The sequence below is a fragment of the Pseudomonas sp. TE3895 genome (genome assembly GCF_056278855.1).
The window spans coordinates 2,761,532-2,777,198 of sequence record NZ_JBWBQE010000001.1 but is presented as its reverse complement, the minus strand read 5'-3'; the positions used below and the strand labels follow the sequence as shown (position 1 = coordinate 2,777,198).

The following is a 15,667-nucleotide window of genomic DNA, read 5'->3' as shown; positions in this document are numbered from 1 at the left end:
GCAGCTTAAACGTTTAACCCAATAGTTCACTCGCCGCCGGCATTTATCAGCGCCCGCCGCGCGCCGCGCAGTAAATTTTGCGGGCGGGTTCTCGTTCAAAGTACAACCCCGCGACGTGTCTCGGAGGAACTTACTTTGGCCGGAACCCTGCATGAAACGTCCCCCCTTGGCCCGCCGGGCCCTGATCACCTTAGTTGGCCTGGCGACATTGCTGGCCGTAAGTGCCTGGCAGATCATGCCACCCCGCCATGATGGCCTGAATACCGTCACTGTCAGCCGGGGTGATATCGAGAGCAGCGTTACCGCCATCGGCACCTTGCAGCCACGCCGTTATGTTGACGTCGGCGCCCAGGCATCCGGGCAGATCCGTGCCATCAAGGTCGAGGTCGGCGACGCGGTGCAAGAAGGCCAGTTGCTGGTCGAGATCGACCCTTCCACGCAACAGGCCAAGCTGGACGCGGGACGCTACTCGGTCGAAAACCTGCAGGCACAGTTGCAAGAGCAACGTGCCCAGCATGAGCTGGCCCGGCAGAAGGCCGAGCGCCAGCAGAGCCTGGCGGCAGGCGGCGCCACGCGCGAAGAGGATGTGCAAACGGCCCGCGCCGAGCTCAAGGCCACCCAGGCGCGCATCGACATGATCCAGGCGCAGATTCGCCAGGCCCAGGCCAGCCTGCGCAGCGACCAGGCCGAACTGGGTTACACCCGCATCTATGCCCCCATGAGTGGCACCGTGGTCGCACTGGATGCCCGCGAGGGGCAGACGCTTAACGCCCAGCAGCAGACCCCGCTGATCCTGCGCATCGCCAAATTGTCACCGATGACAGTCTGGGCGGAAGTGTCGGAAGCGGACATTGGCCACGTCAAACCCGGCATGCACGCCTATTTCACCACCCTCAGCGGTGGCACCCGGCGCTGGAACAGCACTGTACGGCAGATCCTGCCGGTGCCGCCCAAGCCGCTGGAGCATGCCAACCAGGGCAGCGGCAGCCCGGCCAGCAAAAGCAATGGCCGGGTGGTGTTGTATACGGTGTTGCTGGACGTCGATAACGCCGACGGCGCCCTGATGGCAGAAATGACCACCCAGGTGTTCTTCGTCGCTGACCGTGCGCACAATGTGCTGACCGCCCCGATTTCCGCGCTCAACCCGGGCAAGCAGCCCGATCGCAGGCTGGCACAGGTACTGACGAAACACGGCGCCATTGAAAATCGCGAAGTGCGCACCGGCATCAGCGACCGCCTGCGCGTGCAGATTCTCGAAGGGCTGGAAGAAGGTGATCGCCTGCTGATCAGCCCCTTGCTCAGTGCAGGAGGGTAAATGCCAGTCCCACTGATTGAGCTGCGCGATATCCGCAAATGCTATGGCGGCGTCGATACACCGCAAATCGAGGTCTTGCGCGGTATCAACCTGAGCATTCACGCCGGTGAATTCGTCGCCATTGTCGGTACCTCCGGCTCAGGCAAGTCTACGCTGATGAACATCCTCGGCTGCCTGGACCGCCCCTCCAGTGGCGACTACCTGTTCGCGGGTGAACAGGTGGCCAGCCTGGACAGTGACGCACTCGCCTGGCTGCGGCGTGAAGCCTTCGGTTTCGTGTTCCAGGGCTATCACCTGATTGCCTCCGGCACCGCCCAGGAAAATGTCGAAATGCCGGCGATCTATGCCGGCACGCCTGCCGCCGAGCGCCACGCACGCGCCCATGCCCTGCTGACCCGCCTGGGCCTGGCCGAACGTACCGGTAATCGCCCGCACCAGTTGTCCGGCGGCCAGCAACAACGCGTATCGATAGCCCGCGCGCTGATGAACGGTGGCCACATCATTCTGGCAGACGAACCCACCGGCGCCCTCGACAGCCGCAGCGGTACCGAAGTCATGGCCCTGCTCGACGAACTGGCCAGCCAGGGCCATGTGGTGATCCTCATCACCCACGACCGGGAAGTCGCCGCACGGGCCAAGCGCATCATCGAAATCCGCGATGGCCAGATCATCAGCGACCAGGCCCAGCCTGAGCCACTGCCCGCTTCGCACCCTGAGGTCGACGTGCTGCAGGCCGTCGACCTGCGCCAGCGCCTGAACGACGGCAGCGAGCACAACGGTGCCTGGAAAGGCGAACTGCTGGACGCCGTCAAGGCGGCGTGGAGGGTGATGTGGATCAACCGCTTCCGCACCGCACTGACGTTGCTGGGCATCATCATCGGCGTGGCGTCGGTGGTGGTCATGCTGGCAGTGGGTGAAGGCAGCAAGCGCCAGGTCATGGCGCAGATGGGCGCCTTCGGCTCCAACATCATCTACCTCAACGGCAAGCCACCCGCCCCCAGGGCGCCGGAAGGCATCATCACCCTGGACGACACCCGCGCCATCGCCACCCTGCCCCAGGTGCGCATGATCATGCCCGTCAATGGCGGCAAGGCCGGTGTGCGCTATGGCAACCAGGACCTGAAGCTCTATGTCGGCGGCTCCAACACCTACTTCCCGCAGATATTCAACTGGCCAGTGGCGCAGGGCAGTTTCTTCACCGAGGCCGACGAAGCCGCCGGCGCGGCAGTGGCAGTGATTGGCGAAAAGACCCGGGAAAAACTGTTTGCCGACCGCAACCCGGTGGGCCAGTACATTCTCATCGAGAACGCACCGTTCCAGGTCATCGGGGTGCTGGCCGGCAAGGGCGCCAGCTCTGGCGACCAGGATGCCGACGCCCGAGTGATGGTGCCCTACACCACCGCCAGCGTGCGCCTGTTCGGCAACCAGGCCCCGGAATACGTGGTGATCGCCGCCGCAGATGCGCGCCAGGTGAAGCAGACCGAGCAGGTCATCGACCAGTTGCTGCTGAAACTGCACAACGGCGTAACCGACTTCGAACTGACCAACAATGCGGCCATGATCCAGGCCGAAGCCAAAACGCAGAACGCACTGTCGCTGATGCTGGGCGCCATTGCCGCCATTTCGCTGCTGGTGGGCGGCATCGGGGTGATGAACATCATGCTGATGACCGTGCGCGAGCGCACACGGGAAATTGGTATCCGCATGGCCACCGGCGCGCGCCAGCGCGACATCCTGCGCCAGTTCCTTACTGAAGCCGTGATGCTGACGATGGTCGGCGGCGTCAGCGGCATCGCCCTGGCATTACTGATCGGCGGCGCCCTGAGCCTGGGCCAGGTCGCCGTCGCCTTCTCGCTGCCTGCCGCCATCGGTGCCTTCGCCTGCGCGGTGGTCACCGGTATCGCGTTCGGCTTCATGCCCGCCCGCAAGGCTGCACGGCTCGACCCGGTGGCCGCCCTTACCAGCGTATGAGTACCCCAACGTTGATCAAACCCTTGCCCCTGCTCGGCGCCTGCCTGCTGCTGAGCGCCTGCGCCACCCCTGCAACGCCGCCGCAACACGGTGTGCATACCCCGGCCCGCTGGCAGGCGGCCGCGCCTCAGAGCACACCACGCCACTTGACCGGCTGGTGGCAGTCGTTCGGCAGCCCGGCACTGAACCAGCTGGTGGAGCAAGCCCGCACCGACAGCTTCGAAATCGGCGCGGCCATGGCCCGGGTTCGCCAGGCACAGGCTGATGCGATCATCGCCGGCGGCCCCTTGCTGCCCGAGGTGACCGGGGCAGCCAATGCCAACCGCGAGCGCCTGCAGCACGGCAACGGCTACAGCCAACTGAATTCCAGCCCGACCCAGCGCACCACTCATTACCTGGATGTGGCCCTGAAGGCCAGCTATGAGGTGGACTTCTGGGGCGGCAACGCGGCAGCCCGCGAGAGTGCCCTGCACGGCCTGCAAGCCAGTGAGTTCGACCGCGCGACCGTTGAACTGACCTTGCTCGGCAAGGTTGCCGACAGCTACATGCAGGCGCTGGCCTTCCAGCAGCAGGGGCGGATTGCCGACCTTAACCTGGCCAATGCCGAGCGTGTCCTGCAACTGGTGCAAACCCGCTTCGATGCAGGCTCGGCCACAGCACTGGAACTGGCCCAGCAACAAAGCCTGGTCGCCACCCAGCAACGGCAACGCCCGCTTTACCAGCAACAGGCCCGGGAGGCCCTGATCACCCTGGCGACCCTGGTCGGGCAGCCGGTGCAGGACCTGCAACTGGACAACACGCGCTTTGAACAGCTCAACTGGCCCTCGATCGATGCGGGCCTGCCCAGCGAACTGATCAGCCGTCGGCCGGACATCGCCAATGCCGAGGCCAAGCTGGCGGCGGCTCAGGCCAATGTGCGCGTAGCCCGCGCGGCGATGCTGCCCAAACTCAACCTGACGCTGATCGTCGGCAGCGGCGCCGATCACTTCCCGGACGTCTTGCGCAACCCCTTCACCAGCCTCGCCGCAGGCCTGGTCACGCCGGTGTTCAACAACGGCCGCCTGCGCGCTGAACGCGACAAGGCGGTCGCAAGCCAGGAGGAACTGCTGCAGAACTACCGCGGCGCTATCCTGGCCGGTTTCGGCGATGTGGAAAAGGCCCTCAATACCCTGGACGGCATCGACCGGCAACTGCATTGGCAGGCGATCGAACTGCAACAGGCGCGCAAAGCCTTCGACATCGCCGAAAGCCGCTACCAGGCGGGCGCCGAGGACCTGCTGACCGTCCTGCAAACCCAACGCACCCTGTACCAGGCTCAGGACGAGGATGTGCAACTGCGCCTCAAGCGGGTCATGGGCAGCATCGCCCTGTACAAGGCCCTGGGCGGCGGCTGGCAGGTCGCTGGCGCTGAACCGGGTGCCGCACCCGGCGCTTAAACATCGGCAGGTGCGGTTCGTCTTTATCCATGGACAGCACCCGACAAGTCGCACTCGACCCCTCACAGGAAGCCCTATGAACGCACCCTCTTTCAGTCTGATCCTGGCCGATGGCCGCAAAGCCAGTGCCCAGGATGAAACGCCAGAGAGCGGTAGCCTGCGCCTCGACAGCAGCGCCGCCATCGCCTACCGGGAGGTCGACAACCGCATCGTCTTCGAGCAACTTCCGCCAGCATTTCCGGCCAGCGCGATGCTGGCAGTGCTGGCGACCCGTTTCTGCCACCGCAAACAATGCAACGAGGTGAATGTGCAGGTCCCTGGCGACCGGGAATTTGCCGTGCGTGCGGTACGCGAAGGCATTTTCGATCACTGGCAGGTCGACGACCAAGGCAGGCTTGCCCTGCGCTGTACCCGCCAGACCTTCTGGCAGCAACCCCTGCCGTGGCTTCGCGAGCCGGCCAGCGTGCACACGGCCCCGCGTTATTGCTTCAGCGGCGAGAAACGCCACCCGCAACGCCCGCCCAAACCGGCGGGCGAAGTCTATCGACGCCATCTGCCGAAGCTGAACGCCACCTTTTCACTGCGCACCATCGACCCGGTGAAGGACCTTGCAGCCTTCAACCGCTGGATGAACCTGGAGCAAGTCGCGTTCTTCTGGGAGCAGACCGGCACTCCGGAAGAACATGCGCAATACATTCGCGAAATGCTCGACGACCCGCGCGTACACCCGCTGATCGGCTGCTTCGACGACGAACCCTTCGCCTACTTCGAGGTGTACTGGTGCAAGGAAGACCGCATCGCCCCCTACTACGACGTCGCCGATTACGACCGTGGCTGGCATGTGGTGATCGGCGAGCCCAAGCACCAGGGCATCGGCAAACTGCGCGGCTGGTTCCGCTCGCTGATGCATTACATGTTCCTCGATGACCCACGCACCCAGCGGATTCTCGGCGAGCCGCGCATCGACCATACGCGCCAGATCGACTTCCTCAAGTCCCAGGGGTTCGGCCACCTGAAGGACATTCAACTGGCCCACAAGAAAGCCGCTCTGCTGCGTCTGGAGCGCGAAGCCTTCTTTGATGACCACGTCCTTTGATCCGCCTGGAGAAGACTTCCCCATGATTCGCAAACCGCTCAGCGCGACCCGCGAGCTTGCCCAGTTGCTCAAGCCATTCTGGCCCATCGTGCTGGTTTCCATACTGTTGGGCATCCTCGGCGGCTTCAGCGTCACCACGCTGCTGGCCACCATCAACCGCGCCCTCAACAGCGAAGCAGGGCTGACCCACGCCGTGCTGTGGTTGTTTGCCGGCCTCTGCGTGCTGACCTTGCTCAGCAGCATCTTCTCCGACATGGGCACCAATTTCGTTGGCCAGAAGATCATTGCCAAACTGCGCAAGGAGCTGGGCGAAAAAGTGCTTTCGGCGCCCATCGAGCAGATCGAGCGCTATCGCAGCCACCGCCTGATACCGGTACTGACCCACGATATCGATACCATCAGCGATTTCTCGTTCGCCTTCGCCCCCCTGACCATTTCGCTGACGGTGACGCTGGGCTGCATGGGCTACCTGGCAACATTGTCCGGCCCGCTGTTCCTGCTGATGCTGCTGGCATTGGGCGCCGGCATCACCGCCCAGGTCATCGCCCGCACGCGCGGCATCAAGGGGTTCAATAGCGCCCGCGAGGCCGAGGACGACCTGCAGAAGCATTACAACGCCATTGCCCAGGGCGCCAAGGAGCTGCGCATACACCGGCCGCGCCGGTATCGCATGTTCACCCGGCACATCCAGGGGATCAGCGAGCGGATCAGCGCCATCCAGATCAAGGCAGTCAATACCTACATCCTGGCCAAGACGTTCGGCTCGACGCTGTTCTTCATCGTCATCGGCCTGGCCCTGGCCCTGCAGAGCACCTGGACAAGCGTCGATCAGGCGGCAATGACCGGCTTCGTGCTGGTGCTGCTGTACATGAAAGGCCCACTGGACCATCTGGTCAGCGTACTGCCGCTGGTCAGCAAGGCACAGGTGGCATTCCAGCGCATTGCCGAGCTGTCAGAGCAGTTTTCCTCGCCCGAACCGAACCTGCTGCTCGACGGCCAAGGCGCACCGCGCCAGACCATGGACAGCCTGGAACTGCGCAATGTGCAGTACGCATTTCCGGCCGTCGAGGGCAGCACGCCGTTTCGCCTGGGCCCGGTGAACCTCACGATCAACCAGGGCGACATCGTGTTCATCGTCGGCGAGAACGGTTGTGGCAAGACCACGCTGATCAAGCTGCTGCTTGGCCTGTATGCGCCGCACAGTGGTGACATCCTGCTGGATGGTCAGCCGGTCTCGGTGCTTGACCGGGATGACTACCGACAACTGTTCACCACCATTTTCGCCGACTACTACCTGTTCGACGACGTGGTCCAGGGTGACCAGCAGATTCCCGACGATGCGACCCAATACCTGCAACGCCTGGAGATCGCGCACAAGGTCAGCGTACGTGACGGCGCCTTCACCACCACCGACCTGTCCACTGGGCAACGCAAGCGCCTGGCCCTGATCAGCGCCTGGCTGGAGCAGCGCCCGGTACTGGTGTTCGACGAGTGGGCAGCCGATCAGGACCCAACCTTCCGCCGCATCTTCTACACAGAGCTGCTGCCGGACCTCAAGCGCCTGGGCAAGACCATCATTGTCATCTCCCACGATGACCGCTACTTCGATATTGCCGACCAGTTGGTACACATGGACAGCGGCAAGGTTCGCACCGCAGCCCAGCCGGCCTGACCGGCTGCATCCCTCGCCCCGACCAGGTCGGTTACAACCCTGGCCGGGGCCTGCCCACCCGCCCCGTCACCCACACGCCCGCCGGTAAATTTGCCGTGCGGCGGCTCGTTTACTGGCCATACACCTCTCCAGAGGACAGCGGCCATTCGCCGGCAAGGCCGGCCCCCATGCTGCTGTCCTTCGCCTCGACTGCCACAGGGACCGCCATGCACGAATCACTGGATGCCGACTCGCTCGCTGAAGACTTGCTGGACGACGCCTTGCTCGCCCTCCTCCAGGATGAGCGGCCTGAACCCGACCGGATAGCACCACGCGAGAGTGCCGGGCCGGCCCCCCTCTCCTTCGCCCAGCAGCGCCTGTGGTACCTGCAGCAGTTCAACCCGCAGAGCGCGGCGTACAACCTGCCACGGGCACTGTCACTGAAGGGTGAACTGCATGGCCAGCAGCTGGCCATGGCCTTGCAGGCGGTGGTCGACCGCCATGACATCCTGCGCAGCAGGTTCGCCGAGGTCGAGGGCATACCGCAGCAGTTCGTCGAAGCCGACGCACGCCTCGAAATGCCCTGCGACGACCTGACCGCCATGCCCGCCACGCAACGCCCTCATGCATTGCAGCGGCTCATCGAAGCGGATGCGCTGGCACCGTTCGACCTCGGCAAGGCGCCCCTGATCCGGGCCCGGCTGGTGAAAGTACAAGGTGACGAGCATGTGTTGCTGCTGAACATGCACCACATCGTTTCAGACGCCTGGTCCAATCCGATCCTGCTGCAGGACCTGCTGGGCGCCTATTCGCAGGCAGCCGCCCAGGGAGCCTGCAAGCTGCAACGGCCCGCCATCCAGTATGCCGATTACGCCATCTGGCAACGCCAGGCTTACCTGCAAAGCGATGCGTGCCAAGCGTCTGCCCGCTACTGGCATACCCGGCTGGGTGACGAACTGCAGCCGTTGATGTTGCCGGGTGACCTCGACCCGCGCTGCGCTGACGCACCGCCCGAGGGCACCAGTGCCCGCTACCATGGCCTGCAACTGGACGCCGAGGTGTTCCAGGCCCTGCTGCAGCTCAGCCGGCAGCAGGGCGTGCAACCCTTCGTCATCGCCCTGGCCGCCTGGCAGGTGCTGCTGGGCCGCTACAGCGGCCAGCGGCAATTCACCCTCGGCGTGCCCAGCGCCGGGCGCAACCGCAGCGAAACCCAGCAGCTGGTAGGTTTTTTCGTCAGCACCCAGATCTACCGCGCCGAACTCGACCCGCAGCAATCCGTGCAGACCCTGCTGCAAAACCTGCGGGAGCAGTCTATTGCGGCCCTGAGCCACAGCGACTACCCGATGGAGCTGTACCTGGAGACGCTGCAGCACAACGGCCAGGTGCTACCCACCCAGTTGTTCCAGGCGCTGTTCAACTGGCGCGTGGCCGGGACTGCCAGCGGCCCGCTGGCCCTGGGCCCACTGCAGCTGGACTTCCTCGATACCGCCAGCGCCCAGGCCAAATGCCTGGTCGGCATCGACCTTGAATACGCAGCCGATGGCCTTGGCTTCAGCCTGGAATACGACTGCAGCCAGTTCAGCCACGCCACCGTGCAACGCATGGCCCGGCACTGGCAGAACCTGCTGCTGGCCATGGCCCGGGGGCCCGAGCAACGGCTGGGCGAGCTCGACATGCTGGGCACGCCGGAACAGCAAGCCACCTTCGCCCAGTGGAACCCGGCCCCCGCCGAGCACCCGGCCGATCAGGCCCTGCACAGCCGCATCGAAGCCCAGGTGCAGCGCACCCCCGATGCCATCGCCGTCACCTGCGAGGGCCAGGCCCTGAGCTATGCCCAGCTCAACCAGCGTGCCAACGCCCTGGCGCGGCGCCTGGTCGACGACGGGGTCGGGCCCGACGTGCTGGTCGGCCTGGCTGCCGAGCGCTCGCTGGACATGGTCGTTGGCATCTTCGCCATCCTCAAGGCTGGCGGTGCCTATGTGCCGCTGGACCCGGCCTACCCGGCCGACCGTTTGGCCTACATGATCGAAGACAGCGGCCTGCAGCGCGTGCTGGCCCAGCCCCAGGTGCTGGCCAGCCTGCCGGTGCCGGCAGGCGTGCGCGTGCTCAGCCTGGAAAGCAACGATGACAGCAGCCAGGCCGACCCGCTGGCCTGCTCGCCGGTCACGGTCAGCCCGGACAACCTCGCCTATGTGATCTACACCTCCGGTTCCACCGGCAAGCCCAAGGGCGTGCTGCTGCCGCAGCGCAACGTGCTGCGCCTGTTCACGGCCACCGACGCCGACTTCCGCTTCGGCAGCGACGACGTGTGGAGCCTGTTCCACTCCTATGCCTTCGACTTCTCGGTGTGGGAAATCTTCGGCGCCCTGCTGTACGGCGGGCGCCTGGTGATCGTGCCGCAGCACACCAGCCGCTCGCCCGAGGCCTTCTACCAGCTGCTGGCCGATGAGCAGGTCACGGTGCTGAACCAGACCCCGTCGGCGTTCAAGCAACTGATGGCAGTGGCCACCACGGCCGAGCCGCAGCGGCCGCTGGCATTGCGCAGCGTGGTGTTCGGGGGCGAGGCGCTGGACGTCAACAGCCTGGCACCGTGGTTCGAGCGCTTCGGCGACCACCAGCCGCAGCTGGTGAACATGTACGGCATCACCGAAACCACCGTGCATGTCAGCTACCGGCCGCTGTCGCTGGCTGACCTGGGCAAGGCGGCCAGCAGCCCGATGGGCGTGCCGATCCCCGACCTGTCCTGGTATGTGCTCGACGGCGACCTGAACCCGGTAGCCAAAGGCTGCATCGGCGAGCTGTACGTGGGCCGCGCCGGCCTAGCGCGCGGCTACCTCAAGCGCAGCGACCTGAGCGCCACACGCTTCGTGCCGGACCCGTTCGGTGCCCCTGGCGGGCGCCTGTACCGCACCGGTGACCTGGCGCGCTACCACGCCGACGGGGTGATCGAATACGCCGGGCGCATCGACCACCAGGTGAAGATCCGCGGCTTCCGCATCGAGCTGGGTGAAATCGAAGCCCGCCTGCAGGCTCAACCACAAGTGCGCGAGGCCCTGGTGCTGGCCCAGGAAGGCGCGACCGGCCAGCAGCTGGTGGCCTACCTGATCCCCGCTGCCGAGGTAGCGCTGGAGCAGCAGGCCGGGCTGCGCGCGCAGCTGCGCGAACAGCTGAAGGAAGCGCTGCCGGACTACATGGTCCCGGCGCACCTGCTGCTGCTCGACCGGTGGCCGCTGACAGCCAACGGCAAGCTCGACCGCAAGGCCCTGCCCAAGGCCGATGCCAGCCTGCTGCAGCAAGCCTACAACGCTCCCCAGGGCGCGCTGGAACAGGCCTTGGCCACGTTGTGGCAAACCGCGCTCAACGTCGAACGTATCAGCCGCGACGATCACTTCTTCGAACTGGGTGGCCACTCGTTGCTGGCCATCCAGCTGCTGGCCAGCATCAAGCAGGCACTGGGCCTGGCAGTGCGTATCCAGGACCTGCTCGCCTACCCCCGCATCGACCTGTTGGCCGCACATCTGGGCCGAGAGCATGCAGGTGCGAGCCCGTGCATCGTGCCCCTCAACCGCCCGGCCACACCGCTGCCTGCATTGTTCTGTATCCACCCCAGCGGCGGCATGGTCTTCAGCTATCAGCCGCTGGCCAGGTGCCTGGAACCGCAGGCTTGCGTCTACGGCGTGCAGCACCGGGGCGGCAGCCCGGCGCCGGCCGAACGGCAAGGCTGGCAAGCGATGATCGCCGACTACACCGCACAGATCCGCCAGGCACAACCGTCCGGGCCATACCGCCTGATGGGCTGGTCCCTGGGCGGCAGCATTGCCTGGGACATCGCCCGGCAGCTGGAACAGGCCGGCTGCGAGGTCGCATTCCTGGGGCTGGTCGACAGCACCCTGCCCGAGGCGCAGTTAAGCCGCGCCGCGTTCCCCCCTCACACCCCTCGCCCAGCCCGCCACAGCGATACGCCGGGCCAGCGCGAGCTGCAAGACACCGTCGAGCTGTTCGGCCTGTTGTTCCCGCAGGCCAAACAGGCCGCCGCCGAGCAGCTGCACGCCAACCCTACTCAGGACGTCAAGGCGTTCTACCAGTGGGCCACGGCGCACCTGGCTGACGCTGGCAGCGATGTCCAGGGCGTGCTGGCCAGTGCCAAGGCCCAGATCATGAATGCCCAGGCGTTCGACATCCACGATCAGCTGGAAGCGAGCTTCGCCGATTTCACCCTCACTCCGCTCAGGGTCAAGCCCAGTTGCTGGTGGTCGCAGGTGCACAAGAGCGCAGCACACATTCACGCCGCCGAGCAGGTCATCCGCCAGTTCTGCGCAGGGGGTGAGCTGGACGTTTCGCTGCACTCACCCTACCCACACGAAACCATGATGCTGGAGCAGCCCCTGATCGACTCGTTCATCGAGGCGTTCGGCCGTAGCTGCCCGGCACCCTGAATACCCCGTCACACCTGCCAAAAAGGAAACGTTCGCCATGAAGTGCGCCCCCTACACCGTCACCGGCCTGGCCCTTGCCCTGGCCATGGCGGCCTGCCCGCTACTCGCCCAGGCTGCCAGCAAGACCCCGGGCGAGGTCTTCCAGGATTGCAAGGCCGGCTGCCCGGAAATGGTCGTGCTGCCTGCGGGCAGTTTCGTCATGGGCACGCCGGATGACGAACCGGGCAAGCAGCCCGACGAAGGCCCGCAACATACCGTGACCTTCGCCAAACCCTTCGCCATCAGCCGCTTCCAGGTCACCGCCGGCGAGCTGGATGCCTATATCAAGGAAACCGGCGTGGTCATCAAGGACGGTGACAAACGCCCAGGGCGCCTGTGCCAGGCCAGCAAGCCTCGCTACCCGCAAGGGCCGCGCCAGCCGGCAGTGTGCGTTGATTACTACGATGTGCAGGCCTATGCGCAGTGGCTGAGCAAAAAGACCGGCCACACTTACCGCATGCTCAGCGAGGCCGAACGCGAGTATGCGGCACGGGCCGGCTCCACCGGGCCGTTCCCGTTCCCGTTCGATGAAGAAGGCGACTACCAGATAAGCAAGCACGCCAATACCTACGGCCCCAAGGACGGCTACAGCTACACCTCACCGGTAGGCAGCTACCCGCCCAATGCCTTTGGCGTCTATGACATGCACGGTAACGTGTATGAATGGGTCGCCGACTGCTACCACAAGGACTACGTCGGCGCGCCCAGCGATGGCAGCGCCTGGATGGAGGCCGACGGCGGGCTTTGCCAGGCGGCGCACATGCGCGGGAATGACTGGGGTGAAGCGCCGATCTTCTCGCGTTCGGGCAATCGCAATGATCGCGAACGCACGGTACGTGGCGACTTCCTGGGCTTTCGTGTAGCGCGGGAGCTGTGACCTGGCGCAGGCCATCTGGGCGGGGTACCCGCCAAGATGGCCTGCGTGGCCCCAGGTTCAGAACTGCGGGGTGTATTTGACCGAGAACATGAAGTTGCGAGGGTCGCCGTAATAGTTGTTGGCACTGACCGCAGCATACGACGGGATGTAGTACACCTTGTCGAAGATGTTGTTGAAGTTGACCGCCAGGCTGACTTCATCGCTGACCTTGTAACCAAGGCGCGCATTCCAGATGGTGAAGCCGGGCGAATCGAATTTGCGGTCGTAGGCAACGGTGCTGCTCTGGCTGTTGAAACCGCCGCCGACACTGAAGCGGCTGAAGTCACCAGGCAGGGTGTAGTCCGTCCACACCTTCACCGAGTGTTTCGGCGTCCAGGTGGAGAAAATCTTGTCTTCGTACGTGTTGTCCTTGAGGTACTTGGTGGTGTTGTAGACGTAACTGGCCGACGCTTGCAGGCCTGGCAGCACCTCACCGTTGATCTCGGCTTCAAGGCCTTGGCTACGCACTTTGCCAGACGCTGCCGCGCAGTTGGAGCCGCCACACAACGATTCGGTGTTCAGAATCGGCACCGCGCGGTTTTCATGGTCATAGCGGAACAGCGCGACGCTGGTATTGACCTGGCCGTCGTTGAGCTCGCCCTTCAAGCCCAGCTCGTAGTTGCTACCTGTGATCGGCTCGATCGTGGAACCACCCACGCCAATGGCACTCTGCGGGATGAAGACGTCGGCATAGCTGGCGTAGGCCGACCATTGCGGCGTCAATTCGTAAACCAGGCCCGCGTAGGGGGTGACAACACCGTTGTTGGCCTTGGAGGCTGGGCTGTCGTATTGATGGACGCCGGCCTGATAGACCTGGGAATCGTAATCATAGGAGTACCAGCTGGTACGCCCGCCCAGGATCAAGGTCAGCGGGTCGGTCAGCTTGACGCGCCAGGTACCGTAGATACCTTTCTGCACGATCGTGTACTGGCTGTCGGTACGCGTGCCACGGGCCGCCAGGCTGTCGTAGTTCTCGAAGGGCAAGTGGTTGTCGAGATCGAAAATGTTCGCCCCCGCGCTGCGCACCACCGCCATGGTGTTGTCGCTGGTGAAGCGTGAGTAGTTACCGCCGAAGACCACTTCCTGGTCAAAGCCAAAACCGTTGAAGTCGCCATCGACGAACATGTCCAGGCCACGGCTGTGGGAGTTGAAATCAGTGGCATAGCGCCAGTCGAACAACCCAGACCCATCGTTGGCCAGGCCGGTCGGCGCTACCACGTAGGCGTAGGTCATTTCGTTGCGCTCGTTGATCGCCACCGCCGCGGTCTTGAACTTCCAGTGGTCGTTGAAGCGGTGCTCGAGGTCGACATACAACGCCAGCTGCTCGGTCATGCCGCGGTTCCAGTCGGAGCCGGTGAAGGTCGAGCGCGACAAGCCTACGTCCCGGCCATCACTGAAGCGCGGCAAACCGGCGACCATGGGCGTGAAACGCGTCTTGCGATCGCTGATGCCGACACCGAGGGTGGTGTCTTCAGACAGGTCGAAGTCCAGCGCACCGTAGACCTTCTGCTCCCAGCCGCCCACATAGTCGATGAACGAGTTGCGCGTATCGTAGTCGACCACGGCACGCCCACGGATGTTGCCCGCCTCGTTCAGCGGGCCGCCAACGTCAACCTGGGTGGCATAGTGGTCCCAGGAACCGGCCTGGGCGGTCAGGGTGACTGTCGGCTTGGCCTGGCCGCGCTTGCGCACGAAGTTGATCGCGCCACCGGGGCTGTTGGCCCCCTGCAGCAGCGCAGCGCCGCCACGCAGCAGTTCGACACGGTCATAGAATGCCGTCGGTTCCGTCAGGTAGCTGCCCAGCGCGTAGATGCCACGGGTCATGGGCACGCCATCGTACTGCAGCGAATCGATTTCAAAACCGCGCGAGGTGATGAAGCCGCCGGTACCCGGGCTTTTGGCGAAGGTCATGCCCGGCGCGTTGGCCAACAGCGTCGGCAAGTCGGTGATGTTCTGGTCATCCATGCGCTTGCGGGTCATCACCGACACGCTCTGCGGAATGTCCTTGAGCTTGTGTTCGCTCTTGCCGATGGTGACGCCACCGGTGGTATACGAGTTGCTGCCTTCGGTGGTCACGCCCAACGTGTTGCCCGTGATGCTGGTGGTGCCCAGCTCCAGCGCCGAGGACGCTGGCCGCTCACGCCGCACCAGGGTCAGGGTATCGCCCTCCAGGCTGTAGCTGACCGGCAAGCCGCGCAACAGCTTGGCCACTGCCGCATCGACGGTGTAGCTGCCACGCACTTCATTGCCACGCAGGTCGGCCATTTCCGAGGCGTTGTAGATGAACTGCACATCGGCCTGCTCGCCAAGCGCACGCAGGGCGTTGGGCAGCGACTGGGCAGCGATGTCGAAGTTGACCCCCTGAGCCCAGACCTGGGCGGCCATGGGCAGCATCAATGCGGCGCCCAGCACCCCTTTGCCGAGCAACGCCCGTGATGAGCGGGCGCTGATCGAGCGGGACATGCAAAGCGCCTTGACCAATGGTTTGAACTCGAAAAATCCTGCTGGCATGGTATTTCTCTATTTATATCGTGTAATGAAATCGTCCCGCGCCCGCCAACGGCCCCCAAACGGCCGAGCTGCCCATCCTCCCCCGGACAGATCCCGCGACAGACGCCTGACACGCAAGTCAAAACGGCTTGCCACGTGTGGCTTTCAGCGCGCTCCTACATAAGACGCATCACCCTGAAAAATCCAGAATGAGAATTTTTTGCATTAGTATCTCGCCGGCATCCTTCCACGCAATCGGCACGGCAGTACGGGGGAGGCAATGCAAAAGACCCCAGGGGCGGGTTGCCCGCCCCTGG

The 15,667-nt window shown here is 64.5% G+C and carries 8 protein-coding genes; 7 read left to right on the top strand and 1 reads right to left on the bottom strand.

Annotated elements, in window-relative coordinates; genetic code table 11:
- Nucleotides 1–151 precede the first annotated feature (151 nt).
- The 7 genes from ACZ889_RS12410 to pvdO all read left to right on the top strand — a co-directional run bounded on the left by ACZ889_RS12410 (nt 152) and on the right by pvdO (nt 12,821).
- Nucleotides 152–1,315: an efflux RND transporter periplasmic adaptor subunit gene (locus ACZ889_RS12410; protein WP_019750845.1), complete on the top strand. Its 1,164-nt coding sequence runs from the start codon at nt 152–154 to the stop codon at nt 1,313–1,315.
- Complete coding sequence (locus ACZ889_RS12405; RefSeq protein WP_014755890.1) at nt 1,316–3,286, top strand: MacB family efflux pump subunit; 1,971 nt, start codon at nt 1,316–1,318, stop codon at nt 3,284–3,286.
- Entirely contained in the window at nt 3,283–4,722 is a 1,440-nt protein-coding gene (locus tag ACZ889_RS12400; RefSeq protein ID WP_108078070.1) for an efflux transporter outer membrane subunit, read from the top strand. The genes ACZ889_RS12405 and ACZ889_RS12400 overlap by 4 nt, the downstream gene beginning before the upstream one ends.
- A gap of 76 nt (nt 4,723–4,798) precedes the next feature.
- A complete protein-coding gene (locus ACZ889_RS12395; RefSeq protein WP_476257411.1) occupies nt 4,799–5,818 on the top strand; it encodes a GNAT family N-acetyltransferase in 1,020 nt (339 codons plus the stop codon).
- A gap of 22 nt (nt 5,819–5,840) precedes the next feature.
- A complete protein-coding gene (locus tag ACZ889_RS12390) occupies nt 5,841–7,490 on the top strand; it encodes a cyclic peptide export ABC transporter (RefSeq protein WP_476257410.1) in 1,650 nt (549 codons plus the stop codon).
- A 167-nt stretch (nt 7,491–7,657) separates the two neighbouring features.
- Nucleotides 7,658–11,905, top strand: a complete 4,248-nt coding sequence (locus tag ACZ889_RS12385) for an amino acid adenylation domain-containing protein (RefSeq protein WP_476257409.1) — start codon at nt 7,658–7,660, stop codon at nt 11,903–11,905.
- Between the two features lie 37 nt (nt 11,906–11,942).
- The gene (gene pvdO / locus ACZ889_RS12380) at nt 11,943–12,821 is read left to right on the top strand and encodes a dihydropyoverdine dehydrogenase (RefSeq protein WP_003255995.1); all 879 of its coding nucleotides are present in this window, start codon (nt 11,943–11,945) and stop codon (nt 12,819–12,821) included.
- A 57-nt stretch (nt 12,822–12,878) separates the two neighbouring features.
- Here the strand turns inward: pvdO and ACZ889_RS12375 are convergent, their stop codons facing one another.
- Nucleotides 12,879–15,371, bottom strand: a complete 2,493-nt coding sequence (locus ACZ889_RS12375) for a TonB-dependent siderophore receptor (protein ID WP_060546646.1) — start codon at nt 15,369–15,371, stop codon at nt 12,879–12,881.
- Nucleotides 15,372–15,667: the final 296 nt, after the last annotated feature.